This window comes from Desulfomicrobium aestuarii (assembly GCF_055385525.1).
The window spans coordinates 395,794-421,749 of record NZ_AP042427.1 but is presented as its reverse complement, the minus strand read 5'-3'; the positions used below and the strand labels follow the sequence as shown (position 1 = coordinate 421,749).

The following is a 25,956-nucleotide window of genomic DNA, read 5'->3' as shown; positions in this document are numbered from 1 at the left end:
TTCAATTACCACTCTCTGCACACATAAAAGCGCCGCAACCATAATGATGCGGCCTTTTTTCATTCAATGCGCGGGAGCGGGGTCGCATCTTGAATCTTGAATTTCCCGAAATCCAAAAATCCATCCGATTCCATCCAGACCTAATACACCCGGTCATGCGTCCCGATATCGATGGGAATGATCTCCTTGTCGTCGATCAGAAATTCGATGGTCAGCCTGTAGTTGAGGGTGATGGAGATGGAGTGGAGGCCCCCAAGTTTGCCTTGCAGTGCGTGGATGCGCAGGGAGGGGTGGAAGGGGTTGGATTCCATGAGCAGCAGGCATTTTTCGTAGTGGTCCAGGAGTTCCGGGTGCTTTTTGAAAAACTTCCGTGCCCGCCGGACATAGCTCTCCGTGAAGATGATCGTATAGCTACTCATCGTTCAGGGCTTTGATGTGCTCTTCCACGGTGCGGTGGGCGATTCTTCCTTCCGCCCTGTCTTTCCGTGCTTCCAGCAGGGCCGCCTCCAGTTCGCAGGCGCGCAGGTGCTGGTACTGTTCCATGTTCATGACGACATACGTTTCCTTGCCGCGCACGGAAATGGCCACTTCGGGCGCGTGGGCCAGGCTCTCGGCGATGCAGGCCACACCCCGGCGCTTGATGTCATTGGCAGTGATGACGGACATGATGAACCTCCCTTGGTCAGCACCCTTGTAAGTGCTCTTGGACATGCTGTCAAAAGTACTTTTAAACGTTAGGGCAAGGAGTCATTAGCGGGAGAAAACGGGGCGCATCTTGAATCTTGAAATGCCCTCCTCTGCGCACATGAAAATGGCCGCATTCGGTCTGGCGGTGTCGATGGTCTTGTTGCGGCATCCTCCAAGGAAAAGAATGAGCAAGAGAGCGAGCCACCGTCCAGTTCTCTGCCAATGACCCGCTTTGTGCTCCCCGCCGCTCATGACCGTCTGCCGTAGTATTCCCGGACCGTGGTGAAATTCTTCATGACCGCATCCCACATGCGCAGGGCCTCTTCCTTGGCGCTTTCCGGACAGGAGAGTTCTATCTCTATATCTGGTTTTTCCGGATCTTTTTTGACTCCCTGGTATCTCCAGGAGGCGGTCAACTCGAATTCGTCGTCATCCTTGTCCCGGAGAAGAAATATTTCCTCCCGCCCTTCCATTCCAGCCAGTAACCTTTTTTGTGAACGCAACACATTCAGTTTCATGCCGTATTTTCTGGCCACGTCCGAAATGACATAGATGCTTTTCGGGAATTCGGAAGTCACAGGCGGAACGGTGTCGAAACGTAGATAAATCTTGGGCCGGGATTCACTGGCCGGCCGTTTGACTCCGATACCCGCCTGCTCATACCATGTCTTCAAGCCTTCCACCCTGCCACCGGCTGAAAAGAAACTGTCCGGAGCCACGTTCTTGTTTCCGAAACGGTAGTGTTTGAACAGAGTTAGGATTCGGCTATCCATATCGATGCATGCTTTGCCGATCGGGTAGAATCGACTTTCCGTCAGACGCAGAATGGCCTCGGGCAGGCCTATATGCACGTCGATGTTGTGGTCGGCCATATTCCCGTTATAACAAAGGAGCATGGCCGGATATCCAAAGAGATGACTGATGTCCTCTTCAGCCCAGCCGCCTTGAGTGGCTGGCCCTACCTTGGCTCTTCGAAGATACGTCTTGTGCTCCCTCTCTCTCACAGTCGTCCAAACTTCCTTCAGATATTCCTCCCGATCCCTTCCCTTTTTCCAGGCAATTTCCTCAATGGTGATCTTGTTGACCTTGAAAACGGTACTGGAAATGTCCAGTCCATTCGGCACGGGGAGCATGAAGCGCCCCGCCGAGTACATGGTCACGGGATAGGGAGGCAGCTTCGGGTTCGGGCTGGCGGTGTCGATAGTCATGTAGCGGCATCCTCCGAGAAATATGATGAACAGCAGGGCAGTCATGATCAAGGAAAGGCTTTTGTTCATGTGAACTCTCCTTTCAGCCAACCGAGACACAGATTGTTAATCGCTCTCTTGACGGCGTTCAGCGCTTCACCCTTCCTGTCGACGAAGAACGAGGCGTGGGCCTCCTGATTGGCCTGCCCCGTGCAGGCCTTGCATTCACCGTTTGGCTCGAACCAGACGGGCAGCAGGTGCGTGCATCCGCCCCATTCGTTCATGTCCGGATTCATGCCCGTGGCCGAACTGAGCGGCACCGTGCCGTCGCCCTGATGGCGGAGGGGATCGTCCGTCAGGCCGGGGACCTTCTCGCCGGATGCGGTCATGCGCAGCATATAGAGGCGCAGGCCCTGTTCGCGGATGCGTTTCTGCAGGTCGATGAGCAGCGCGTTGCCCGGCACCACATCGCTCAGCGCGCCGCCGGCGTCCCGCCACCGCACCTCCCCGTATTGTCCGAAGCGGTTGAAATCGGGCACGCAGTTCAGATCCTTGAGATGACGCTGCGGTTTGTCCTCTCGGGAATACGTCTCCACTCGCGCGTCCAGAACATGCTGCGTGATATCCCGCGCAAGCCAGCACACTTCGGCGATGGTTTCGTGTTGGCCGTTGCTGAAGAACTGAATCGTGCGCTGGTGGCTATATGGTCCGATCAGGTTATGAACTTCCTTCGCCTTCGAGATATGCATTCCCAACTGTCCGGCGATACTGGGATCGTCGCCCCCAATGTCTCCCGTGTTTTCGCCGCGAAAAGCTGCTTCAATTGTCGCTCCGTCCTCGGCATGGGGCTGAAACCATTCGCCATGGATGAAGCCCCAGTATTCCTTATGGTGGCTTTTTGCGTAGATTTCCTCATACGGATCGGTTTTCGGGTAGGAGGTGAATTTTTCCGGATCGTCCAGATCCTGGATATGCAGCCAAGCCTTTTCCCCCTTGTTGTTGCGGGAGAACTGGTTGGGAAGAAGCTGAAGAACTCCGGGGGCGTGGGGGATGATGGCGGTCATGTGCGGACCGTCGGGGCCCAGAACCTCGCTGGCGATTCGTCCAAGGAGGCCTTCCGATCCCGTGCCTGCGATGGCGCGATGATAGGCGTCCGGTGCTCCGTGCACGGGCTGGGCTCCATGCACGACGCCCAGCACTTTTTCGGCCAAGGTCTCTCCTCCATCCCCGGCCAAGGCATGCCGCGTCACCAGTCCGCCCATGGAATGCGAGATGATGATGACCTTGTCCGCTTTGACTTTTTCCAGAATGAATTGTTTCAGGAGAGTCCCGGACTCTTCGCACGAATCCACCCAATCATAGCCAAAGGCATAGACCGGCAAGTCCAGAAACACCTTCAGGGGCGTGTTCCAGTCCTGAAGGCCTCCGAGCAATTTCGCGAAATAGTCCCAGGCTAGGCCGGCCCAGCCTCGCTCTTCGGCTTTGGGGTAGTTTTTATATTTTTCTTGGTCCCCTCGGGCCATGACTTTGCGCCCTTTCTTGATGAGAAGGTCGTATCGCTTCTCCGGGGCGCACCAAAAATACGATCTCGCCATAAACTTCAGATTATCCGGGTCCCAAACTGGCTCATTGTCCAGATTGCTCAACCGCGACGCCATCACCCCCGGCACCACGACAATGGCCACGGTTCGCCGCTTGACCCGAAAAACATGGGTCCGGTTCACCTCGCAGTTGGAGGCCACACGGGGCCGAAACATCTCCTGCGGCGTCTTGTCATAAATTCTGGGGCCGACATACTCATCATTGGCGTGCTTGATCCTGACAGTTTTCTTCACGGCAACACCTTCTGGTACCCGAATTCTTCGCGCAGGTTCACGTGGGCTTCGATGTCCGGGCAGAGAACGTAGTCGATGGACACGTCGTTGATCGCGCTGCCCTGCGTGTCGAGCCAGACGACATTGCGGACGAGGGACAGTGAAAATGCGTGCTCCTCGGAGAGGGAAACCGGGTGACATGTGAAAAATTCCAAGTCATCGGCGGAGATGGCCGCCTGCTTCGGATCGTCGGTCCGTTCTTCCTCTCCCTGTGATTCCAGGACGAAGGCGATCCAGTACTCTTTCGGACAGTTCAGACAAACGGGTTCAGCCACGGAGACCTCCTTGGGTGCTGATGGCGCGCGCGGCGACGGCCGCGTCCTCGTCAACGAATCGGCCGGCCGCTGGGCCCGGGAATGGCTGGGGCCTCGGGGGCTTCAGGCGCGACGTCTCGATGATTTTCGCATCACTCTGCCAGCATCGGCCGATGAAGCACATGCGGGAGAATACTGAATTATGCGGGGAGGGTGCTGGGCACTATCAGTGGCCCGGACCGGGAAACGAATGCGGGTTGCGGAGCTGTTGGGCCTTGGACGGGGACGGATCGGCTGAGTTTCTCGTTTACTCGCCTGTCCTGCCGGGGCTCTGTGGAGTGGTCGAAGCGTCAGCCTGTGGAAAGATAAAGGGATTGCAGCGCACTGCATCCATGTGCTCTCTGGTGGAAGAGCGGTTTCACATGCAGAAGCGGTGGCGCATCTTGAATGCCGCCCTCTGCACACATGAATATGGCCGCAAACATAAGGGTGCGGCCATTTTCATTCAACCACGCCGAGTCATGGAGGCGTCAGTCGAGCAGTCAGGGCTTCACTGCCCAGACCGCATGCACCGGACCCGAATGCTGGATCATGGGATAGTAGCGGGCCAGTGTGTCCATGAGCCGCGGTCAGCCGCACACCGAAAGGGTGGACAAGTCCTTGAACCCACCCCTTTGCCGGAAATACTCCGTGACCAGCCCTGCCCGCTCGAACTCGTGCAGCTCGGTCCAGATCCGCACGGCCAGATCCGGAAACCAGCGCCAAGGTCCTGCTCCAAAGCCGTGCCTGGGGCTGACGGGACGCAGGCGACGCTGCACCGCTGCAACCCTGCCGTGGGCGAAGGTTGCGCGGGTGCGCCCCTTGACCGCAAGCTTGCATCTTCGATGCGAAAAAGCCCTTTCATCCCGAAACGTTGGTTAAATTTGACCTGTGTTCCGCCAACTGGCATCGCTGTTGCTTCAGTGGAAAGAACACCGGCAAGGTCACATGAGGCACAGAGTGAAACGAGCCAAGGAGAAGCTGCGCACATGAGCGACGATTTCGACCGCATTGTCGCGGTCCTGCAAGAGACCATCAACGAGGACACCAGGGCGGCCTGGGGCGAGGAGGCATTTCAACGCTGGGTCGCTCCCCCCAACCGGGGAGCGCTGGAAAACGCGGACGGCTCGTCCTTGCTGCGGGGAACCTGCGGCGATTCCATGGCCATCTTCCTGAGGTTCGAGGGCGAGCGGGTCGGAGCCGCGTCCTTCGAGACGGACGGATGCGGGCCGAGCGTGGTCTGCGGCTCCATAGCCGCCGAGATGGCCGTGGGCAGGACAGCCGAGGAGATCCTCGACATCACCGGCGAAGAAATCCTGTCCCGGGCCGGGCAGATTCCGGAAGACCATCACCACTGCGCGTTCCTGGCGGCGTCATCCCTGCACGAGGCCGTGAACAGCCACATGCACCCCGGCCCCAAGGACGGGTGACATTTTTCCACACAACCGCTCCCGCGCGATCGCGGGAAGGAGGATCGTCATGCCAGCTGGTGACGGAACGGGGCCCATGGGAATGGGCGCCATGACAGGCAGAGGAACCGGGTACTGCTCCGGCGCGACAATGCCGGGCAATGCCGGCTACGGGTACGGCCGCGGGATGGGTTTCGGCGGCCGGGGCTGCAGGAACCGTTTCTTTGCGGCCGGAGTTCAGGGACGCTTCGCACCGCGCGCCGGATTTGACCCGGCCATGGAGAAACAGGACCTGAAAAACCGGGCCGAGGCGCTGCAGGCTCAACTGGACGCAATCCAGAAACGCCTCGCGGACATGGAATAGACTACGAAGGCCGCCCCACACGGAGCGGCCTTCGCCTTTTGCGGGGCGGCCGAGACGCGTCCTTCAGCTAACAATGCCCCAGACCGCGTGCACCGGATCCGAATGCTGGATCAGGGGATAGTAGCGGTCGCGGGCGTCCATGGGCCGCGGCCAGCCCCGTTCGGACAGGGTGGTCAAATCCTTGAAGCCCCCGCTCCGGCGGAAATACTCCGTGACCAGCCCTGCCCGCTCGAACTCGTGCATCTCGGTCCAGATCCGCACGGCTTGGTCCGGAAACCAGCGGTGTGAAAAGACCATGACGCACAGTCCGCCGGGTTCGAGCACGCGGGCGATCTCGCGGAAGACCTCCAGGGGCCGGGTCAGGTATTCCACGGACAGGCTGCAGATCACGGCGTCGAAAGCGCGGTCCGCGAACGGCAGGGCCGGGTCGGCGTTCAGGTCGTGCACCACGTGGGACGACAGGGCCGGATTCTCGCCCATCTCCTCCGCGTTCATGCCCAGGCCCGTGGCCGTGATACCTTCCGGAAGGTGGGACTGCCAGCCGGCCATGAGGTCCAAAACCCTTTTCCTGCCGGGCAAAAGGCGCGCATAGAGCTTGGCGATGTTCTCACGCGCCTGGCTGTCCACATGGGCCACCTTGCGCGGCGTGGCGTAGAAAGCGGCGTCGCCCTCTCCCAACGGCTTATCCAGCGGCGCGTCCAGGCCGAAATCCGTGCCCCTGTCCGCCTTGCGCTTGAGCCCCGGCCCATCGGTCAGGGCGCAGATCCAGTCCTGGCACTGCCCGCCGAACTCCGCCTGCTTGGTCCAGACGGCCAAAGGCGTGATTTCGAGACGCGCCTGCACATCGGCCAGGGGATGGTTCAGATCGACGGTCAGCGTGTCTTCGCCGGCATTGATGACCCTAAACGGCTGGATGTTCTGCGGATAGATGCCGGGCAGGCCGCGCAGCAAGCCCTGGGGATAGAAACGGCCCTGGGTCGGGACAATGGGGGGAAGGTCCGGGGCGACCTTGAAGGCCGTGCGCGGCACGGTCACGACCTTGCGCATGTCCCGCACCGGCACATGAACTCCAGGCTTCAGGTCCACATGCCGGGACCGCCCTTCCTCCAGGCCGAAAATTTCCTTCTCCAGCCCCGCAGGGAATACATCTCGCCACAGGTTCACGTTCTGGGCATAAAAACTGTCTTCATGGCGCACTCCATGCTCTTCCCAGTGCAGGCGGAACAGGATGTTGGCCAGGGTATCGTTGGAAATGGCGGTCATGACTGCCTCCGGTGTAATTAAAAAAGAACAATTCCTGATAAGAAGGAGGGTTCGACAGTCAAGGAGGGAGCGGTTGCGCCTTGCCCATAAAACAAGAAAGCGCCCCGAATGGAGCGCCCTTTGATTGCCTGTTTACGTCAATCCCTATTCGATGACCTCGATGCAGTCGTCCGGACAGTAGGCCACGACCTTGCGGGCCAGGTCTTCCTCGCAGGGGTTCTTGAGGATCACGGCCACGTGGGCGGCCTCGTCGTAGGCGAAAATCTCCGGGGCCAGCTCCACGCAGGCCAGGCAGCCCGAACAGCACGGCCGGTTCAGGGCCACTTCGACCATGTTCATTTCAAGCCTCCCAGGTATTTTTCGAGACGGCGCATGCCCTCCTCGATGTTCTCGATGGAATTGGCGTAGGAAAAGCGGATGTAGCCCTCGCCTCCGGGACCGAAGTCCACGCCGGGGGCCACGCCCACGCCGGCCTTCTCCAGCAGGTCGAAGGTGAACTGCATGGAGTCGTTCGTGAACTTCTTCGCGTTGGCGAAGACGTAGAACGCGCCCGTCGGCTCGACCTCGATGCCGAAGCCCAGCTCCCGCAGCCGCCCGATCATGTACCTGCGCCGCTGGTCGTAGACGGCCTTCATGCGCGCCACGTCGTCCCCGGCCTGGGTCAGAGCGGCCACCCCGGCCCACTGGGCGATGGAGCTGGTGCACAGGAAGAAGTTCTGCTGCATGGTCTGCAGGCGTTTCATGTAGACCCTGGGTGCGATAACGTAGCCCAGGCGCCAGCCGGTCATGGCGTAGAGCTTGGAGAAGCCGTTGAAGACGAAGCAGTTGTCCGTGAACTCAAGGGCCGTGTGCTCCTGCCCCTCGTAGACCAGGCCGTGGTAGATCTCGTCGGAGAAGAGCGGCGCGCCCAGCTCGGCCAGCCCGCGGTAGATCTCGGGGCTGACCAGCGTGCCCGTGGGGTTGGACGGCGAGTTGACCAGGATGCCGCGCACGTCCTCGCCCATGCGGGCCTTGACCTGATCGACGCGGAACTGGAAGCCGTCGGCCTCGCTCACGGGCACGAAGTCCGGCACGGCGCCGGTGAAGCGGATGAAGTTCGGGTAGCAGGCGTAGCTCGGGTCCGAGAGCAGGACCCGCTCGCCGGGCCTGCACAGGAGCGAGAAGACCAGCAGCATGGACGGCGACGTGCCCGAGGTGACGAGCACCTGGTCGGGATGGACGTCCACGCCGTACTTGGCATGGTAGTGGGCGCAGATGGCCTCGCGCAGTTCGATGATGCCCAGGGAGTGGGTGTACTGGCAGCGGCCGTCGCGGATGGCCTTGCAGGCGGCGTCCTTGACGCACTCGGGCGTGTCGAAGTCGGGCTCGCCGATCTGCAGGTGCACGACGTCCCGCCCCTGGCTCTCCAGGGCGCAGGCCCGCTCCAGCACGTCCATGACCTTGAAGGAACTGAGGTCCTGGCAGCACGGGTTGATGCGGCATTCGTTCATGAAAATCCCCCTCGCAAGTTGTGATAGGGGCCGCTTATACCCGTTCGGGGGAAAGCTCAAATGCATCCATGCGGGCTGCGCGGCCACTCGGCCAAAGTGGTCAAAAATTTTTCCACTTTACTGACAAATCGTCAAAAATCGTTCCCACCTTCCCGTCAAGCCTCAATCGTTTCCAGCCTAGCAGTGCGCGCAGCCGCCCGATTTCCCTCACGACATATCGTCTTGCGTCACGGATGCGATCATATTATGGCTTCGCCACTCCGCGCCCGGGAACGGACGCAGGACAATTCGCACGCAAACCATTCCCACACACCAGACACCGGCCGACACCCGAGACCATTGCTTCGAGGTGATGCGCCTCGCGCGCATGCCCGGACCACGCTGGCGACCCTGCGAAAGAGAGGGGAATGAAGGAGATATCATGGGACTGAGCATCGGCATCGTGGGTCTGCCCAACGTGGGCAAGTCCACCCTCTTCAACGCGCTGACCAAGGCACAGAACGCCGAAAGCGCCAACTACCCCTTCTGCACCATCGAGCCCAACAAGGCCGTGGTCCCGGTGCCGGACCCGCGCCTGGCCAAACTCGTCGAGCTGGTGAATTCCCAGAAGCTCATCCAGGCCACGGTGGACTTCATCGACATCGCCGGGCTGGTCAAGGGCGCGAGCCAGGGCGAGGGCCTGGGCAACCAGTTCCTGGCCAACATCCGCGAGTGCGACGCCATCCTGCATGTCGTGCGCTGCTTCGAGAACGACGACGTCATCCACGTCAGCGGCTCGGTGGACCCCATTCGCGACATCGACATCATCGACACGGAGCTCATCCTGGCCGACCTGCAGGCCGCCGAGCGCAAGGCCGACCGCCTGTCCAAGCAGCTCAAGGGCGACAAGAAGCTGGGCGTGCAGTTCGAACTGCTGCAGAAGCTCATCGCGCACCTGAACGCGGGCAAACCCGCCTCCGAGCTCGAAGAGCTGAAAAGCGACCTGGGCCAGGAACTGCGCAAGGACCTGCTGCTCATCACCTTCAAGCCCGTCATCTACGGCATGAACGTGGACGAGGAGGGGCTGGCCGAGGACAACGACTACGTGCGGCAGGTGCGCGCCCTGGCCGAGGCCCGCGGCTCCCGCGCCGTGAAGATCTCGGCCCGCATCGAGGAGGAACTGGTGGGACTCAGCCCCGAGGAGGCCCAGGAGTTCCTGGCGTCCTACGGCGTGACCGAGTCGGGCCTGGATCTGGTCATCCGCACGGGCTACGAGATGCTGGGCCTGTGCTCCTACTTCACGGCCGGGCCCAAGGAAGTGCGCGCCTGGACCATCCGCCAGGGCACCAAGGCGCCCCAGGGCGCGGGCGTCATCCACACGGACTTCGAGCGCGGCTTCATCCGGGCCGAGGTCATCGCCTTCGACGACTACGTCAAGCACGGCACCGAGGCCAAATGCCGCGCCGCCGGGGTGCTGCGGGTCGAAGGCAAGGAATACGTCCTGAAGGACGGGGACGTGGTCCACTTCCTGTTCAACGTGTAGAGGAAAACCGTGCTCGAGAACATCGACGTCATACTTTTCCGGCCCAAGTACCCCGAGAACATCGGGTCCGTGGCCAGGGCCTGCATGAACATGGGCTGCGGCCAGATCGTGCTCGTGGACCCGTGGAACTGGAACATCGACAAGGCCCTGCCCCTGGCCACGCACCACGCCCGGCACCTGCTGGACAACGTGCGCATCCACGCCACCCTGGCCGAGGCCCTGGCGCCCTACTCCTTCTCCTACGGGACCACGGCCCGAACGGGCGGCTGGCGCAAGGCCATCCATACGCCTGAAGAAGCAGCGCCGCTCATCGTCGAGCAGCGCAACACCGGCGGCACCGTGGCCATCGTCTTCGGCCCCGAGGACAGGGGGCTGACCAACGACGAAACGGATCAGTGCAACCAGCTCATGACCATCCCCACCACGGAGAACCTGACCTCCCTGAACCTGAGCCAGGCCGTCATGGTCGTGCTCTACGAGTGCTTCAAGAAGGCCCTCGGCAAACCCTTCAAGGCGGCCGGCCAGCCCAAGGACCGCTACATCAACCACGAGGAGCGCGAGATCCTCTTCACGGAACTGCGCGAAACCCTCATCGACATCGACTACCTCAAGCCCGAGAACCCCGACTACTTCATGCTGTCCATCAAGCGTCTGCTGAACCGGGTCAACCCGCGCCTGAACGAATACCACCAGCTCATGGGCCTGTGCCGGCAACTGAAACGCATCGTGCGCATCGCCAAAAACGGCGGGGCGTAGGGGCGATACAATCCCGTGATTGTAGGGGCGAAAAATTTTTCGCCCCTACGCCATCCAATCCGCGTCATCCGCCGGATGACCAACCCCATACACGGCCGGCGTTTCCCGCAATCCCTGTTCCGGATGCAACCGGTCCATTTCCCAGCGCACGGGATTGCTGGCGATGTATTCCCGGATGCGGTTCAATTCCGGTTCGTCGCGCACGATGTGTTCCCAATAATTGCGTTGCCATACGACATGAATGTCGGTGTTGGCCCGCAGCCATTTGGTCACCCCGATTTTAAATCCACGCACCACAGATCCGATCGTTTTTGACGTTCCGTGTAGGGGCGAAAAATTTTTCGCCCCTATGGGTACCGCGAAATCGGCAATGACCAATATTCCATGAACATGATTAGGCATGATCACAAATGCATCCAGCTGAACGTGTGGAAAATGTTTCGGGATGTCATTCCAACAATCGCATGTTACGCGGCCAAAATCATTCAACCGCATTTCTCCGTCCGCCACATCACCAAATAGACATGACCTGCCCTGCACACATATGGTCACAAAATACGCGCCAGGCCTGGAATAATCATAATTCGGCAACCTGATGGAACGTCGGTGATGAATTTTTGGATTGTACGGCATCAGTCCTCCGGGCGGGAATCATGACGCGTCACGACAAATCCGGTCAAGACCAGGTCGCCACAAAGGCAAAAATACAGACACAACCATATCGCCGGCGATCCGTGCATTCGTGGCGATATGCATAAAATGCGCAGCGCTGACGACAGGCCTGCCCATACGATTTACCGCCCCCGCGTATCTGTAGGGGCGAAAAATTTTTCGCCCCCCCACGCCGTATCGCCCTGACACCCACGCATCATCCATGATCCGCACATTTTGTACGACCCCCGCGACGCATCGGCCCGGAATCCACATTTTTACCATCGACCGCCAATTGTAGGGGCGAAAAATTTTTCGCCCCTACGGCGCATTGCCCTGGCACCGATGCATCGTCCATGATCGGCACATTTTGTACGGACGCCCCCCCACGACGCATCACCACGGCATCCCCGTTTTTCCCATGGTCCGCATGTAGGGGCGAAAAATTTTTCGCCCCTACGGCGTATCGCCCTGGCACCGACGCATCGTTCATGATCCGCACATTTTCCGGACGCCCTCGGGACGTATCGCCCTGACACCCACGCATCATTCACCCTTCATGGCCTGTCCCAACCGCCGTATCCCCTCCTCGATGATCTCCTCGCTGTTCGAGGCGAAATTCAGCCTTATACATCCCTCGCCCTCGGCCGGGTCGAGATGGAAATTCCCGCCCGGTGCGAAAATCATGCCCTCCTCGCAGGCCCTTGGCAGTACCTCCGAGGCCTTCATGCCCTCCGGCAGCCTGGCCCAGACGAAGAGGCCGCCCTTGGGGCGCACCCAGGACGACCCTGCGGGCATGTACCGCTCCAGTGCGGCCAGCATGGCGTCCCGGCGGCGGCGGTAAATCGTGCAGGAGCGCTGCAGGTGGGCATGGTAGCGGCCCACGGACACGTACTCGCGCAGGGCGCGCTGGATGAGGTTGCAGGTGGCCAGGTCGTGGCAGCGCTTGGAGCGTAGCAGGTGGTCGTAGACCGGGCCGTCGGCCACCACGAAGCCCACGCGCAGGCCGGGGATGAGCATCTTGGAGAAGGTGCCGACGTAGATGACGCGGCCGTCGGGGTCCAGGGACTTGAGGGTGGGCTGGGCGCGGCCCTCGTAGCGGATGTCTCCGACGTAGTCGTCCTCCAGGATGGGGACGTCGTAACGCCCGGCCAGGCTGATGAGCCGTCTGCGCCGCTGCCCGTCGAGACAGGCGCCCGTGGGGTTGTGGAAATTGGGGATGGTGTAGATCAGGCCCGGACGGTGGCGTTCGAGGACATGCTCCAGTTCGTCCACGTCCATGCCGTCCTCGTCCACGCCCACGGTGTGGATGGCCAGGCCGCGGGCGCGGAAGACGTCCAGGGCGCCCGCATAGGTCGGCCGCTCCGCCACCACGCCCTGGCCGGGCGACAGAAGCAGCGCGGCCACCAGGGACAGGGCCTGCTGGGAACCGGCGGTGATGAGGATGCTGTCCGCACTCGTCTGCACGCCCTGGCTGGCCAGGACCTGGGCCAGGGTGGCGCGCAGGGGGCGGTAGCCGCCGATCTCCCCGTACTCCACGGCCGCGGCCCCGTCCCGGCGCATGACCTGCCCGAGCAGCCTGCGGAACTCGTCCATGGGGAAGAGCCTGGGGTCGCAGGCCCCGCCGTCCAGGGCGATCCAGTCCGTCTGGCGGCTGGCCTCGGGCAGGTAGGCGCTCATGGCCTCGTAGCCGCCGTACCGCAGGCGCCCCTGCCAGGCGGGCCAGTCCCCGGAACGGGACGCCGCGGCCGGTTCGCCCGGCGCGTGCGCCAGCACGTAGAAACCGCTGCCCTGGCGGGAGGCGACGAGCCCTTCGGCCACGAGCTCGGCATAGGCGCTCTCCACCGTGGCCCGGTTCACGCCGAGACTCGCGGCCAGGGTGCGCACGGCCGGCAGGCGCACGCCCGGACGCAGGTTGTCGGACAGGATGGCGTCGCGGAAGTGCCGGCCGATCTGAACATAGAGGGGGTGTCCGGATTCGAAGTCGAGGGCGAGACGCACTGTTTTCTCCGGGGAAAAATTGGACTGGTCATTTTTCTAAAAAATTGCCCCTTCCTGCAGGGCCAATTTCCCTCTAGACCACCTTCCAGCCCTGCACAAGAAGGAGATCCCCCATGGCCATGTCCCGCTCCGCCCAAGGATACACCGCGGCCCTCGTCAGCGCCGTCTTCCTGTCCACGACCTCAATCTTCATCCGCTACCTGGTCACGAACTTCGACATGCCGCCTCTGGTCCTGGCCTTCTGGCGCAACGTCTTCGTGGTCGCGACCCTGCTCCCGGTCATGCTCGTGACCAGCCCCCGTCTGCTACGCGTGGACCGGGCGCACCTGCCCTTCCTGGCCCTGTTCGGGCTGATGCTGGCCGGGTTCAACGGCCTGTGGGCCATTTCCGTGGCCAACAACGGCGCGGCCGTGGCCACGGTCATGGTCTACTGCTCCGTGGCCTACACCGCCGTCCTGGGCTGGAAGTTCCTGGGCGAGAGCATGGGCTGGCTGAAAATCACGGCCATCGCCCTGTGCATGGGCGGCTGCGCCCTCATTTCCGGCGCGCTGCAGGCCGCGACCTGGCAGGTCAACCTCCTGGGCGTCGTGGCCGGGCTGCTGACGGGTTTGTGCTACACGGCCTACAGCCTCATGGGCCGCGTGACCTCCGAGCGCGGCATCTCGCCGTGGACCACGCTCCTCTACATCTTCGCCTTTGCCGGCTCGTTCCTCTTCCTGATCAACATGACGGGCGGGAGCGTCCCCGGATCGGCCGAGCGCTTCGCGGACCTCTTCTGGCTGGGCGACAGCGTGCGCGGCTGGACCGTGATGATCCTGCTGGGCGCCATCCCCACGGTGGGCGGCTACGGTTTCTACAACGTCAGCCTGACCCTGCTCGACGCGAGCATCGCCAACATCATCGTCTCCCTGGAACCGGCCTTCACGGCCGTCTTCGCCTTCCTCGTCCTGGGCGAAATCCTGACGCCGGTGCAGGTCCTGGGCAGCGCCCTGCTCCTCTCGGGCGTGGCCGCCATCAAGCTGGCCGACCTGCGCCGAACGCCGGTTTCCGCGCTGCAGGAAGCATAGCTCACCGTCTCCAGACCGCGATCGGCCCGCTCAGGGCCGGCCGGATGCGGGCCAGCCAGGGCTCGCAGACCGTCACGCCCACGCCGCCCAGCAGCAGGGCCGAGGCCAGGGCCAGCAGCGGGCTGAACTCCTCCCCCGTCCAGGCCACGGACATGGCCAGGGCCACCACGGGCACCAGCAGCGAGAACGGCGCGACCTGCGGCGCGCTGTAGCGCCGCAGCAGCCAGGCCCAGGCACCCCAGCCGAACAGCGTCGAGGCGAAGGCCGTGTAGGCCAGGGCGAAGAGGCCGCTTCCGCTCAAGGCGGCCAGATGCGCCCACTGCCCCTCTTCCAGCCAGGCCGAGAGGAGGAAGTTGGGCAGGGGCGGCACCAGCGACATCCACAGCACCAGCCGGAACCCGTCCACCGCCAGGCCCCGCCCCAGACGCTTGATGGCCACGTTGCCCAGGCCCCAGAAGAGGGCGGCCATGACGACCAGGACGAGCCCGGCCGGATTCAGGGCGCCCATGCGCTCGAAGCCCGCCAGCGCCAGGCCGCACAGGGCGATGCCGATCCCCGCCGACTGCCGGGGCGAGGGCGTCTCGCGCAGCAGGGTCGCGGAGAAAAGGACCGTGAACACGACCTGCCCCTGGGAGACCAGGGCCGCGAAACCCGGCGGCATGCCGAGCTTCATGCCGACGAAGAGCAGGGAGAAATACCCCACCCCGACGCACGTCCCCGCCCCCAGGATGAGACGCCACGGCATCCCCTGCCTGCCGAAGATGAGCACGGCGGGAAAGGCGGTCACGGCGAAGCGCAGGCCCGCGAAGAAGAGGGGCGGCAGGTCCTTGAGCCCGATGCGGATGACCAGGAAATTGAGTGCCCAGACCAGGACGACGGACAGCGCCAGAAGAATGTGGCGGCCGGACATGTGCTGTTGCGCGGACATGAGTGCTCCGTGCGGGGAAAATCAATCTTTCCCTGTGGCTGAGGTTGCGACAGGTCTGGACATTGCCCGCGAATCTGTCATGATGATAGATACAGAATTCATAATTTCAATGATGACAGATGGAGCAGTTGTGCAGGCAGTTGGAGAGCATGCGGAAGGTTTGCGGTACAAGGCGGTCGCGCAGCGGATCACGTCCATGATCGAATCCGGGGAGCTGTCGCCGGGCTCCCGCGCCCCGTCCCTGCGCCAAGCGGCCCATTCCATGGGCATGTCCCTGACCACCGTCGGCCAGGCCTATGCCGAGTTGGAGAGGCGCGGCGTCCTGGAATCCAGGCCCAGGTCCGGCTATTTCGTGCGCAGGCGGCCGGCCCTCCTGCCGCGGGCCGGGATGCCCCCCGGCGAGCCGCCCGTGGCGCGCGCCGTGCAGCGCGGGGAACTGGTCTGCCGGGCCATGGACGCCATGGGCCGCAGCGACATCCTGCCCCTGGGCCTGGCCCACATCGACGGCCGCCTGCTCCCGGCGGCGGATCTGGCCCGCATCCTCGGTTCCTGCGCCCGCAGGCAGGCCGTGCGCAGCGCCGACTACGGCCCGGTGCCCGGCTGCCCGGAGCTTCGCCGCCAGATCGCCCGCCGCCTCGCCCTGGCGGGCGTCAGCGCCGCCCCGGAGGAGGTCGTCCTGACCTGCGGCGCCACCGAGGGCCTGGCCCTGGCCCTGCGCGCCCTGACCCGCCCCGGCGACACGGTGCTCATCGCCGTGCCCGCCTATCACTTCTTCCTGCAGATGATCGAGGTGCTCGGCCTGCGCGTGGTGGAGATTCCTTCCCACCCGGAGCGCGGCGTCGACCTCGGCGACCTGGAGCAGGCCCTGGACCGCTTCCGCATCTCGGCCTGCATCCTTTCCCCCACCTGGAGCAACCCCGACGGCAGCCTCGTGCCCGAGGACGGCAAGCGCGCCCTGGCCGAACTCCTGGCCCGCCGGAACGTGCCGCTGGTCGAGGACGACGTCTACGGCGACATCACCTTCGACGGCCCCCGCCCGCCGGCCTGCAAGGCCTTCGACCGGACCGGGGGCGTGACTATGGTCTCGTCCTTCTCCAAGTCCATGGCCCCGGGGTACCGGACGGGGTACGTTCTGCCGGCCCGCGGCCAGGGGGCCGTCATCCACGAACTCAAGGCCATGACGACCCTGGCCGGTGTGTCGGCCACGGAACTGGCCGTGGCGGAGTATATGGACAAAGGGCTTTACGAGCGGCACCTGGCCCGCCTGACCCGGGCCCTGCGGGACCAGGTCGAGGCCATGCGAGACGCCGTGGCCAGGCATTTCCCCGCCGGCACCAGGGCCACGCGCCCCGGCGGCGGGTTCATGCTCTGGGTGGAACTGCCCGAGGACGCCGTCACGGGCCTGACCCTCTTCCAGCGCGCCGCCGCCGAGGGGATCGGCATCTCCCCCGGCATGCTCTTCGGCATGACGGACAGGTTCGAGCGTTTCATCCGCCTCAATTGCGGGCTGATCATGGACGCTCCGGTGCAGCGCGCCGTGCGGAGGCTGGGCCTGCTGGCCCGGCCCTGAAACCGGGGCAAAAACGCGGAAAAGCCCCGCTGGGCGGGGCTTTTCCGTGTCGCAGAGATTGCTGCGTGTCCGGCCTAACGCGCTTCGGCCTCCTTGCGCACGATGCGGATGAGCTCCGCCATGTTCGTCACGTCCGTGACCTTCCAATACCCTTCGGCTTGGCGCTTGAGGCCCAGTTTGACCGGATAGCCGCGCTTGCTGCCGTGGTCGAACATGGTCGCCGAAGCCGTGGCCAGGTCCCCCTTGGGCGGCTGCACCTGCACGCCGCGCAGTTCCTTGCGGGCCGTGGACACGTCGGCGAAGAGCACGGAAAAGATGCCTCCCTCGGGCAGGTCCTGCCGCTGCGACGGCCGGCCGGAAAAATCGCCCGAGGCCACGCCGCGGATGACGAACTTGCGCGTCTCCTCGATGAGCATGAGCTTCATGGACTGGTCGGCGGCCGCGCCGGACTGGGCCGCCAGCCCGCCGGAGAGCATGTCGAGCATGGGGTCTCCCCCTTCTCCGGCCGGGTGCGCCGCGTAGTCCTTGACGAACACGTCCACGCCGCGGGCGATGATCCCCCGCACGTCGACGTACTTTTCGAGCAGCACCTGGTCGTTGCCGTCGATGGCCCGCTGCACGTTGGCCAGGGACGCGGCCGGCGTCTCGGCGGCCCCCGCCCCCGACGCGCACAGCACGGCCGCGATCATGATGAAATATGCGTACCACTTCATGTGGGCACCTCCTGTTTTCATGGCGCTCTACGCCATGGCCGGGAAGGCCGCAAGCGCCCCTCCGGGACACGAAACGGGCCGGGAGGTCGTCCTCTCCCGGCCCGTTTTGCGTTCCGTCCAAACGGAGTCAACGCCCGCCGAGGAGCGTGCCCAGGGGGCCGAGAACCGAGCCCTCGTCCTTGGACCCGCCCATGCCCGGGGCAGACTGCAGCATCCGGCCGGCCAGCCTGGAGAAGGGCAGGGACTGCAGCCAGACCCGGCCCGGACCCTGGACGCGTGCGAAGAAGAGCCCTTCGCCGCCGAAGAGGGCGGTCTTGATGTTGCCGGCCTGTCTGATATCGAACTCCACGGTCCGTTCCATGGCCACGAGGCAGCCCGTGTCCACGTCCAGGACCTCGCCAGGCTTCAGAGCCCGCTCCACCACCGTGCCGCCGGCGTGCATGAAGACCTGCCCGTCGCCGTCCAGCCGCTGCATGATGAAGCCCTCGCCGCCGAACAGCCCGGTCAGGATCTTGCGCTGGAAATGGATGCCGATGGACACGCCCTTGGCCGCGCAGAGGAAGCAGTCCTTCTGGCAGATGAGGGTCCCGTTCACCGTGCTCAGGGACAGGGGGATGATGTTGCCGGGGTACGGCGCGCCGAAGGCCACGCGGCCCTTGCCCTGGCCCGTGTGGGTGAAGACCGTCATGAACAGGCTCTCGCCGGTGATGATGCGCTTGCCCGCGCCCAGCAACTTGTCCATGAACGAGTTGCCCGCCGCCCCTGAGCCGTCGCCGAACACGGCCTCCATGTGGATGGCCTCGTCCTTGTACATCATGGCCCCGGCCTCGGCCACGGCGCTCTCGCCGGGGTCGAGTTCGATCTCCACGAACTGCATCTCGTGCCCGACGATCTTGAAGTCGATCTCGTCCGTGCCGCGCCCGACGGGCGGCGGGGGCGCCATGACCGCGGGGCGGTCCGGGGACAGCTCCGCGAGCTGGGAGATGGGCACCCACTGCGCGAAGCCCTCGCGCCAGGCGAAGCCCTGGGGGTTCATGCGCGCCCGGGCCTGGGCCTGGGCCAGGTCGAAGGGTCCTTCCTGGCGTCCGTCGAAACTCAGATACCATTGTGACATGCGTCCTCTCCTGGAATAAACGTTCGCGGGCCCCGGCCTATGCACAGCTCCGGCCGAGGCGCCGGGCGATGGACCGGGCCTGTTCGTCCGTAAGATTGAGAGCCGTCCGCAGCGCTTCGAGATACTCCCGCTCCTCGGGAGTGTCCGCCTCCACGGCCATGAGCGAGACCGTGAAGACCTGCGCCGCCGCGGCCTGCCCGTCCACGGCGGCGGCAATCTCCTCCAGGGATCTGGGGGCGCCGAACTCCGCGGACAGGAAGTCCTTCTCCTCGTCACTCAACCCCGTGCCTTCGAGCTGGGCCAGGATGCGCATGCGCTCCGTGTCGTCGAGGACGCCGTCGGCATTGGCCGCGGCGATCATGGCCCGGATCAGCAGCACCGGGTCGGCCGGCACGGCTGCAGGCGGCGGGGGCGGCGGGGTCAGAGTGGTCGGAGTCGGCGCGCTGCCAGGCGGCGGGGGCGGGGCCTGAACCCTGCCGGCCGGAGGCGGGGGAGGGACGCCGGGGCCTCCCGCAGGGATCGGCCCCCGTGCGGCCGCCCCCTTCTGCTCCGCAAAATGTTCGAAGGCGGCCATGGCCACGCCCAGAAGCCCCAGGCCCACAGCGGCCTTGCCGGGCAGCGAGCCCCGGCCGAGGCCGCCCGTCACCTTTCCGAGGCCGCCCAGGGCCCCCTTGCTGCCCAGAAGCCCCTTGAGCACTTTTTCCGCATCGATCATGTTTCCTCCACGGACGGGACGCTCCCGCCTCAAGGCAGTCTCTAACCCAGCCCGCCCCCGGCGTGAAGGGGGCCGGAAAAGCCGGTTCCCCGCAACGGCCACGCCGACGCGGGGAACCGACATGCGTCCCCTGTCACATCCGATGAGGGAGCCGAACTCCGGAGGCCGCGGGCCCGTCAGGCCTTCTTGACCTCCAGGGCGTCCTCGAAAAAGGCGGTCAGGACGAAATTCTTCCCGCCGACGTTGACCGTCTCCTCCTGGCCGGGGAAGAGTTCCATGGTGGCGTCGAAGCTGCTCCCGACAAACACCGCCTTGGCCTCGCCGTTGCTCTCCCAGCGCAGCTCGTTGCCGTCGTCCAGGACGAGCATTTCCCCGTCGTGCAGCCGAACGGGCAGATCCTTTTCCGCATACTGCATGGCACACCTCCATAACCGGTTGAATGATAGGAAAGTATTTTGGTTCAGCATAGCAGAGCCGGAAGCGGGGTCAAGGGATTGGCGAAATTTTTCACAATTTGAACGGACCCGGCCTTCCTTGACTGTTCCCGATATCGCGCCTACTGCCTCCTTGGCCCAGCACAGGGCCAGATTGCATCGGGAGAGACTCATGAGCGCACTCGCAAGAGAAATTCGACAGAACGTGGAAAAACGCCGGACCTTCGGTATCATCAGCCACCCGGACGCGGGCAAGACGACCCTGACGGAGAAGCTCCTGCTCTTCGGCGGCGCCATCAACATGGCCGGCACGGTCAAGTCGCGCAAGGCGTCCCGCCACGCCACCTCAGACTGGATGAAGATGGAGCAGGAGCGCGGCATCTCCGTGACCACCTCGGTCATGAAGTTCGAGTACAACGGCTACGACGTGAACCTCCTGGACACGCCCGGCCACGAGGACTTCTCCGAGGACACCTACCGCGTTTTGACGGCCGTTGACTCGGCCCTGCTGGTCATCGACAGCGCCAAGGGCGTCGAGGCCCAGACCCGCAAGCTCATGGACGTCTGCCGCATGCGCAACACGCCCATCATGACCTTCATCAACAAGCTCGACCGCGACGGCCTGGACCCCCTGGACGTGCTGGCCGACATCGAGGAGCACCTGGGCATCGAGTGCGCCCCCTTAAGCTGGCCCATCGGCATGGGCAAGGGCTTCAAGGGCACCTACTCCATCTACAAGAAGCAGATCCACCTCTTCTCGGCCACCCACGGCGGCCGCATCCAGCAGGGCGTGGTCATCGACGACGTGAACGACCCCAAGCTCGACGAGCTGCTGGGCCTGCAGGCCCAGGACCTGCGCCGCGACCTGGAGCTGCTGGAAGGCGCCGGCAACCCCTTTTCCGTGGAGCGCTACCTGGCCGGGACCCAGACCCCGGTCTTCTTCGGCAGCGCCATCAACAACTTCGGCGTGCAGGAGATGCTCGACACCTTCGTCGAACTGGCTCCCCACCCCCGCCCCCGTCCGGCCGTGACGCGCGAGGTCTCGCCCTTCGAGGAGGAGTTCTCGGGCGTGGTCTTCAAGATCCAGGCGAACATGGACAAGGCCCACCGCGACCGCATCGCCTTCATGCGCATCTGCTCGGGCAAGTACGTCAAGGGCATGAAGATCCGCCACCACCGCATCGGCAAGGACGTGCAGATATCGAACGCCACCATCTTCATGGCCCAGGACCGTACGGGCGTGGAGGAGGCCTTCGCGGGCGACATCATCGGCCTGCACAACCACGGCACCATCCGCATCGGCGACACCTTCTCGACCAAGGAGGAGCTCAAGTTCACGGGCATCCCGAACTTCGCGCCCGAGCATTTCCGCAAGGTCATCCTGAAGAGCCCGCTCAAGGCCAAGCAGTTGCAGAAGGGCCTGGAGCAGCTGGCCGAGGAAGGGGCCGTGCAGGTCTTCCGGCCCATGATCGGCAACGACTACATCCTGGGCGCCGTGGGCGTGCTGCAGTTTGACGTCATCGTTTCGCGTCTTAAAGATGAATATTCGGTGGACGCCATCTACGCCCCGGTCAACCTCTCGGCCGCGCGCTGGGTCCACACCGACGACAAGTCCCTGCTCGGACGCTTCCAGAAGGAGCTGCTCCACTCCCTGTCCACGGACTCCGAGGGCAACCTTGCCCTGTTGGTGGACAGCGCCTGGCGCCTGGAATACATCATGGAGCAATGGCCGGACATCACCTTTCACTCCACCAGGGAAAAAAGCTGACCCGGGGGAACATGGCCCTTCTCTTCGCCTTCCTGCTTCTGCTTCTGCTCCCCCAGGACGCCCTGGCCTGGGGGCCCGGCGTGCACATGGCCATCGGCAACAACGTCCTGGCCCACCTGCACCTCTTCGCCCCGGCCCTGGCCGGGGCGCTGACCGCCCACCCGGAACAGTACCTGTACGGCTGCCTCTCGGCCGACATCTTCATCGGCAAGGGCTGCACCTACACGCCGACCCACTCCCACAACTGGGACATGGGGCGGGCCCTGCTGCGCCAGGCCGAAAGCGCCGAAACTCAGGCCTACGCCTACGGCTACCTGTCCCACCTGGCGGCAGATGTCATCGCCCACAACTACTTCGTGCCCAACATGCTCGGTTTCTCGGCCGGACGGGGCAAATTCTCCCACACCTATGTGGAGATGCTCGCGGACCTGCAGGTCGAATGCCCGCGCAAGCAGGCTTCGCGGATATTCCGCGTGCCGCACCCCGACGCCGACGACACGCTGTTGGCGACCATGGGACAGAAAAAGGTCCCGTTCTTCATCAAGAAACGCATCTTCCGCCAGAGCCTGCGGCTGGTGGAGAAGCGCACCTACAAGAACTCCCTGCGCGTCTTCCGGGACCTGCTGCCGTTTTCGAGCAAGAAGGTCTTCATCACCGAGGCCATCTCCTACGCCCAGGATCTGGTCTTCGACCTGCTGCAGAACCCCATGCGTTCGGCGGTTCTGGAATGCGACCCCATCGGCAGCTCGAACCTGAGCCAGATCCGCCGCTTCCAGCGCAGGCAACGCTCCTTTTACACGGCTCACGGGGACGGACTGATCTTCCCCCTGGACACGCGGCTTGAAGCCTGTCTGAAAGAACACGGAGGTCTCCATGAAGAGTTTACTCGATTTTCTGCGTGAACGGATCCGGCTGGTCCGGGAGGCGGAGGAAACCGCCTTGGACCTCCTGCACAACAAGGGCGACGACGCCGGATACCGCGCGGGCATGCGCCGCAAGGCGGAACTCCTGGCGAACATGGCCGAGGACGCCGCCCCCCTGCTGGAGGCCGTGAGCCCCGAAAGGCGGCCCATGGTCGAACACCGGCTGGACATGTTTTCCCAGAGCGCCCGGCGCAGCCTGGACATCGGCAGCGTCTTCTACATGTCGGCCCTGCTCTACCCCGACGACCATCAGGCCGGTCAGCCCAACACCCTGGAGGTCTGGCTCAGGGACCTCGAACGCGCCGGATAATTTTCCCAACACTCTTACCGAAGAAGGACGCATCATGGCACTTGCAGCAGGAACCAGGGTCCTGGTTCACTACACCGGCACCCTGGACGACGGCACCCAGTTCGACTCCTCCCGGGGCCGCGAACCCCTCGAAGTCATCCTCGGCCAGGACATGGTCATTCCCGGTTTCGAAAAGGCCATCACCGGGCTGGAGCCCGGCCAGAGCGTGACCGTGACCATTCCCGAGGAGGAAGCCTACGGCGCCCACAACGAGGAGATGGTCATCCGCATCCCGCGCACGTCCTTCCCGGCGGAAATCAAGCCGGCCCTGGGCGAACAGCTCATCCTGCGCTCCCCCGACGGCAACGAAATCCCGGCCCTGATCGTGGAGCTCGACGACGCCGACGTCACCCTCGACGCCAACCACCCCCTGGCGGGCTTCGCCCTGACCTTCGAGATCGAACTGGTCAGCGTGGGCTGATCGCCCCCCACCGCGGTCGTTTCGGACAAACGGCATGGATTCCCGCCTTCGCGGGAATGACGCCATCCGAAACGAAAACGCTCGGACCTTCGCCCATGGATTCCCGCCTTTGCGGAAATGACACATCGTTACGAGTCAGTATCGAGTCATTCCCGCGAAGGCGGGAATCCATGCATTTCAACGCACCTCCTCTACCCGAAAAAGCCTCAGACCATGACAAAAAGGGATTCCAGCCGCATGCCGAAACCCCTTTCTTGTTCCTGACGCCGTGAGCGTCACGGCCCCCTATCTCACCCCGCCGAGGATCGCGTCACCTCTTGGACAGACTCGAGATTGCGCAGCTTCTCGATGATCCCGTAAAGCTGGGTCGTGGTCTTGACCTCGATGACGAAGTCGAGTTCCGACATGCCGTCCACGCCCGAGGTGAACTGGCCCGAGTCGATGTTGATGCCCTCCTTGGCCAGAAGGCTGCTGACCATGCCGAGCACGCCGCGCTGGTTCTTGCAGATGACCTTGATCCTGGCCGGCAGGACCTTGGACTCCTCCTCGCCGCCCCAGCTGACGTCGATGAGGCGCTCGACCTCCATGTTGGCCACGTTGGGGCAGTCCTGGGTATGGATGGTCACGCCCAGGCCACGACTGATGTAACCGATGATGGGGTCCCCAGGCAGGGGGTTGCAGCACTGGGCGTAGCGGATGAGCACCCCGTCCACGCCCTTGATGCTGATGGCGTCGGAGGAGTCCTTGGGCTTGGCCGGGGCCGCCTTGTCGGCCTGCTTTCGCTCCTCGGGCTTCTGCTCCTCCTTGGGCAGGAGCTTGCGGAGGACCTGCCGGGCCGTGATGCGGCCGTGCCCAACGGCCGAGAAGAGGTCGTCGAGCTGGCGGAAGGAGAATTCCTTGACGACGGGGTCGAACTCACCGTTCTTGATGGCCTTGGCCACGTTGATGCCCATGCGCCGGCCCTCCTTCTCCAGGAGTTCCTTGGCCAGGGCCAGGCTGCGGGCCCGCTCCTCGGTGCCGATCCAGTGCTTGATGCGCGAGCGCGCCTTGCCGGACTTGACGAAGTGCAGCCAGTCGCGGCTGGGGTTGCGGGAGGAGTCGGTGATGATCTCGATGGTGTCGCCGTTCTTGAGCGGCGTGTTGAGGGGCACGATACGGCCGTTGACCTTGGCCCCGGCGCAGTGGTTCCCGACCTCCGTGTGGATGGTGTAGGCGAAGTCCACGGGCGTGGCCCCTTCGGGCAGCTCCTTGACCTGCCCCTTGGGCGTGAAGACGTAGACCTCGTCCTGGAAGAGGTCGAGGCTCAAGGTGGACATGAAGTCGCGGGAGTCCTTGAGGTCGCCCTGCCAGTCCAGGATCTGGCGCAGCCAGCTGAAGCGCTCGGCGTCCTGGGCCTTCTTGCTGCCGCGCTCCTTGTAGGACCAGTGGGCGGCCACGCCGTTCTCGGCCAGCTGGTGCATCTCCTCGGTGCGGATCTGAATCTCGATGCGCTCGCCGTCGGGCCCGATGACCGTGGAGTGCAGGCTCTGGTACATGTTGGCCTTGGGCATGGAGATGTAGTCCTTGAACTTGCCCGGCACCGGCTTCCACAGGGAGTGCACCAGCCCCAGCACCGTGTAGCACTCGCGAAGGTTGTTGACCACGACGCGGAAGGCGATCATGTCGAAGATCTGGTCCAGGGTCAGGCCGCGCTGCTTCATCTTGTGGTAGATGGAGTAGACGTGCTTGACGCGGCCCTTGACGCGGCCCTTGATGTCGTTCTGCTCCAGGATGTCCTGAATCATGGCGCAGACCTTGTCGATGTAGGCCTGCCCCTGCTCCTGGTAGCGGTTGATGCCCTCGGAGATCTGGGCGTAGACGTCGGGCTTCAGATACCGCAGGCCGTAGTTCTCGAGCTGGACCTTGATGCGGTAGAGGCCCAGGCGGTTGGCCAGGGGCGCGTAGATGCCCAGCGTCTCCTGGGCTATGGCGCGCTGCTTGTACTCCTTCTGGAACTCCAGGGTGGAGATGTTGTGCAGGCGGTCGGCGAGCTTGACGAGGATGACCCGGATGTCGTCGGCCATGGCCAGGATCATCTTGCGGATGTTCTCGGCCTGGGCCTGCTCCTTGGACTCGAAATTCATCTTGCTGATCTTGGTCACGCCCTCGACGATGGCGCCGACCTCGGGCCCGAACTGCTCCACGATCTGCGGCACCGAGGCGTCCGTGTCCTCCACCGTGTCGTGCAGCAGGCCGGCCACGATGGTGGCCGCGTCCAGGCGCAGGTCCACGAGGATATTGCTGACCTCCAGGGGGTGGGACAGATAGGGCTCTCCCGAAAGGCGGATCTGCCCCGCATGGGCCGCGGCGGAGAAAACATAGGCTTTCTGGATGAGCGCCACATCCGTCGGGGAGAGGTAGGTGGACGCCTGGTCCAGAATGTCGGTAATGCGGATCATGTTTTGTCCTTTGGCCCCA

26 protein-coding genes are annotated in these 25,956 nt (G+C 63.7%); 10 read left to right on the top strand and 16 right to left on the bottom strand.

The window, feature by feature from the left end:
* Positions 1–140: 140 nt before the first annotated feature.
* The 5 genes from ACZ5AC_RS01890 to ACZ5AC_RS01870 all read right to left on the bottom strand — a co-directional run bounded on the left by ACZ5AC_RS01890 (position 141) and on the right by ACZ5AC_RS01870 (position 4,023).
* Positions 141–419: a type II toxin-antitoxin system RelE/ParE family toxin gene (locus ACZ5AC_RS01890; protein WP_464249272.1), complete on the bottom strand. Its 279-nt coding sequence runs from the start codon at positions 417–419 to the stop codon at positions 141–143.
* Complete coding sequence (locus tag ACZ5AC_RS01885; protein ID WP_464249271.1) at positions 412–666, bottom strand: hypothetical protein; 255 nt, start codon at positions 664–666, stop codon at positions 412–414. The genes ACZ5AC_RS01890 and ACZ5AC_RS01885 overlap by 8 nt, the downstream gene beginning before the upstream one ends.
* A gap of 269 nt (positions 667–935) precedes the next feature.
* Positions 936–1,964: a T6SS immunity protein Tli4 family protein gene (locus ACZ5AC_RS01880; RefSeq protein WP_464249270.1), complete on the bottom strand. Its 1,029-nt coding sequence runs from the start codon at positions 1,962–1,964 to the stop codon at positions 936–938.
* Positions 1,961–3,709 carry an esterase/lipase family protein gene (locus ACZ5AC_RS01875; RefSeq protein WP_464249269.1) on the bottom strand — a complete coding sequence of 583 codons (1,749 nt, stop codon included), beginning with the start codon at positions 3,707–3,709 and terminating at the stop codon, positions 1,961–1,963. The genes ACZ5AC_RS01880 and ACZ5AC_RS01875 overlap by 4 nt, the downstream gene beginning before the upstream one ends.
* Entirely contained in the window at positions 3,706–4,023 is a 318-nt protein-coding gene (locus ACZ5AC_RS01870; RefSeq protein WP_464249268.1) for a hypothetical protein, read from the bottom strand. The genes ACZ5AC_RS01875 and ACZ5AC_RS01870 overlap by 4 nt, the downstream gene beginning before the upstream one ends.
* 1,007 nt (positions 4,024–5,030) lie before the next feature.
* On the opposite strand from ACZ5AC_RS01870, the gene ACZ5AC_RS01865 reads away from it, so the two are divergent.
* Together ACZ5AC_RS01865 and ACZ5AC_RS01860 are read left to right on the top strand one after the other, a co-directional pair.
* Positions 5,031–5,471 carry an iron-sulfur cluster assembly scaffold protein gene (locus tag ACZ5AC_RS01865; protein WP_464249267.1) on the top strand — a complete coding sequence of 147 codons (441 nt, stop codon included), beginning with the start codon at positions 5,031–5,033 and terminating at the stop codon, positions 5,469–5,471.
* A 49-nt stretch (positions 5,472–5,520) separates the two neighbouring features.
* Positions 5,521–5,814, top strand: coding sequence for a DUF5320 domain-containing protein (locus tag ACZ5AC_RS01860; RefSeq protein WP_464249266.1), 294 nt, complete (start codon positions 5,521–5,523; stop codon positions 5,812–5,814).
* Between the two features lie 63 nt (positions 5,815–5,877).
* On the opposite strand, the gene ACZ5AC_RS01855 is transcribed toward ACZ5AC_RS01860, so the two are convergent.
* The 3 genes from ACZ5AC_RS01855 to ACZ5AC_RS01845 all read right to left on the bottom strand — a co-directional run bounded on the left by ACZ5AC_RS01855 (position 5,878) and on the right by ACZ5AC_RS01845 (position 8,567).
* Positions 5,878–7,077 (bottom strand): methyltransferase domain-containing protein, encoded by a 1,200-nt coding sequence (locus tag ACZ5AC_RS01855; protein WP_464249265.1) that lies wholly within the window; start codon positions 7,075–7,077, stop codon positions 5,878–5,880.
* 144 nt (positions 7,078–7,221) lie between these two features.
* Positions 7,222–7,416 (bottom strand): ferredoxin, encoded by a 195-nt coding sequence (locus ACZ5AC_RS01850; protein ID WP_464249264.1) that lies wholly within the window; start codon positions 7,414–7,416, stop codon positions 7,222–7,224.
* A complete protein-coding gene (locus ACZ5AC_RS01845) occupies positions 7,413–8,567 on the bottom strand; it encodes a pyridoxal phosphate-dependent aminotransferase (RefSeq protein WP_464249263.1) in 1,155 nt (384 codons plus the stop codon). The genes ACZ5AC_RS01850 and ACZ5AC_RS01845 overlap by 4 nt, the downstream gene beginning before the upstream one ends.
* Before the next feature lie 421 nt (positions 8,568–8,988).
* Between ACZ5AC_RS01845 and ychF the strand changes: the two genes are divergently transcribed.
* Both ychF and ACZ5AC_RS01835 read left to right on the top strand, forming a co-directional pair.
* Positions 8,989–10,089: a redox-regulated ATPase YchF gene (gene ychF / locus ACZ5AC_RS01840; protein ID WP_464249262.1), complete on the top strand. Its 1,101-nt coding sequence runs from the start codon at positions 8,989–8,991 to the stop codon at positions 10,087–10,089.
* A gap of 9 nt (positions 10,090–10,098) precedes the next feature.
* Entirely contained in the window at positions 10,099–10,845 is a 747-nt protein-coding gene (locus ACZ5AC_RS01835) for an RNA methyltransferase (protein ID WP_464249261.1), read from the top strand.
* A 45-nt stretch (positions 10,846–10,890) separates the two neighbouring features.
* Here the strand turns inward: ACZ5AC_RS01835 and ACZ5AC_RS01830 are convergent, their stop codons facing one another.
* Both ACZ5AC_RS01830 and pdxR read right to left on the bottom strand, forming a co-directional pair.
* Entirely contained in the window at positions 10,891–11,478 is a 588-nt protein-coding gene (locus ACZ5AC_RS01830) for a transposase (protein ID WP_464249260.1), read from the bottom strand.
* A gap of 564 nt (positions 11,479–12,042) precedes the next feature.
* The gene (gene pdxR / locus ACZ5AC_RS01825) at positions 12,043–13,497 is read right to left on the bottom strand and encodes a MocR-like pyridoxine biosynthesis transcription factor PdxR (protein ID WP_464249259.1); all 1,455 of its coding nucleotides are present in this window, start codon (positions 13,495–13,497) and stop codon (positions 12,043–12,045) included.
* A 113-nt stretch (positions 13,498–13,610) separates the two neighbouring features.
* Between pdxR and ACZ5AC_RS01820 the strand changes: the two genes are divergently transcribed.
* Positions 13,611–14,564, top strand: a complete 954-nt coding sequence (locus ACZ5AC_RS01820; protein WP_464249258.1) for a DMT family transporter — start codon at positions 13,611–13,613, stop codon at positions 14,562–14,564.
* A 1-nt stretch (position 14,565) separates the two neighbouring features.
* Here the strand turns inward: ACZ5AC_RS01820 and ACZ5AC_RS01815 are convergent, their stop codons facing one another.
* Complete coding sequence (locus tag ACZ5AC_RS01815; protein ID WP_464249257.1) at positions 14,566–15,492, bottom strand: EamA family transporter; 927 nt, start codon at positions 15,490–15,492, stop codon at positions 14,566–14,568.
* Here ACZ5AC_RS01815 and ACZ5AC_RS01810 point away from each other — a divergent pair.
* Positions 15,401–17,062 (top strand): aminotransferase-like domain-containing protein, encoded by a 1,662-nt coding sequence (locus tag ACZ5AC_RS01810; protein ID WP_464249256.1) that lies wholly within the window; start codon positions 15,401–15,403, stop codon positions 17,060–17,062. The genes ACZ5AC_RS01815 and ACZ5AC_RS01810 overlap by 92 nt on opposite strands.
* 74 nt (positions 17,063–17,136) lie before the next feature.
* Here the strand turns inward: ACZ5AC_RS01810 and ACZ5AC_RS01805 are convergent, their stop codons facing one another.
* The 4 genes from ACZ5AC_RS01805 to ACZ5AC_RS01790 form a co-directional block, all read right to left on the bottom strand.
* Positions 17,137–17,775, bottom strand: coding sequence for a hypothetical protein (locus ACZ5AC_RS01805; protein WP_464249255.1), 639 nt, complete (start codon positions 17,773–17,775; stop codon positions 17,137–17,139).
* A gap of 127 nt (positions 17,776–17,902) precedes the next feature.
* Positions 17,903–18,889 carry a TIGR00266 family protein gene (locus tag ACZ5AC_RS01800; protein ID WP_464249254.1) on the bottom strand — a complete coding sequence of 329 codons (987 nt, stop codon included), beginning with the start codon at positions 18,887–18,889 and terminating at the stop codon, positions 17,903–17,905.
* Positions 18,890–18,926: 37 nt separating this feature from the next.
* A complete protein-coding gene (locus ACZ5AC_RS01795; RefSeq protein ID WP_464249253.1) occupies positions 18,927–19,604 on the bottom strand; it encodes a DUF533 domain-containing protein in 678 nt (225 codons plus the stop codon).
* Between the two features lie 176 nt (positions 19,605–19,780).
* Positions 19,781–20,020: a hypothetical protein gene (locus ACZ5AC_RS01790; RefSeq protein ID WP_464249252.1), complete on the bottom strand. Its 240-nt coding sequence runs from the start codon at positions 20,018–20,020 to the stop codon at positions 19,781–19,783.
* Between the two features lie 190 nt (positions 20,021–20,210).
* On the opposite strand from ACZ5AC_RS01790, the gene ACZ5AC_RS01785 reads away from it, so the two are divergent.
* The 4 genes from ACZ5AC_RS01785 to ACZ5AC_RS01770 are packed head-to-tail and all read left to right on the top strand — an operon-like array spanning position 20,211 to position 23,499.
* The gene (locus ACZ5AC_RS01785) at positions 20,211–21,806 is read left to right on the top strand and encodes a peptide chain release factor 3 (RefSeq protein ID WP_464249251.1); all 1,596 of its coding nucleotides are present in this window, start codon (positions 20,211–20,213) and stop codon (positions 21,804–21,806) included.
* A gap of 11 nt (positions 21,807–21,817) precedes the next feature.
* Positions 21,818–22,708 carry a zinc dependent phospholipase C family protein gene (locus ACZ5AC_RS01780; protein WP_464249250.1) on the top strand — a complete coding sequence of 297 codons (891 nt, stop codon included), beginning with the start codon at positions 21,818–21,820 and terminating at the stop codon, positions 22,706–22,708.
* Positions 22,680–23,039: a hypothetical protein gene (locus ACZ5AC_RS01775; RefSeq protein WP_464249249.1), complete on the top strand. Its 360-nt coding sequence runs from the start codon at positions 22,680–22,682 to the stop codon at positions 23,037–23,039. Before ACZ5AC_RS01780 ends, ACZ5AC_RS01775 begins: the two co-directional genes overlap by 29 nt.
* A gap of 34 nt (positions 23,040–23,073) precedes the next feature.
* Positions 23,074–23,499 (top strand): FKBP-type peptidyl-prolyl cis-trans isomerase, encoded by a 426-nt coding sequence (locus ACZ5AC_RS01770; protein WP_464249248.1) that lies wholly within the window; start codon positions 23,074–23,076, stop codon positions 23,497–23,499.
* 290 nt (positions 23,500–23,789) lie between these two features.
* On the opposite strand, the gene ACZ5AC_RS01765 is transcribed toward ACZ5AC_RS01770, so the two are convergent.
* A complete protein-coding gene (locus ACZ5AC_RS01765; RefSeq protein ID WP_464249247.1) occupies positions 23,790–25,937 on the bottom strand; it encodes a RelA/SpoT family protein in 2,148 nt (715 codons plus the stop codon).
* Positions 25,938–25,956: the final 19 nt, after the last annotated feature.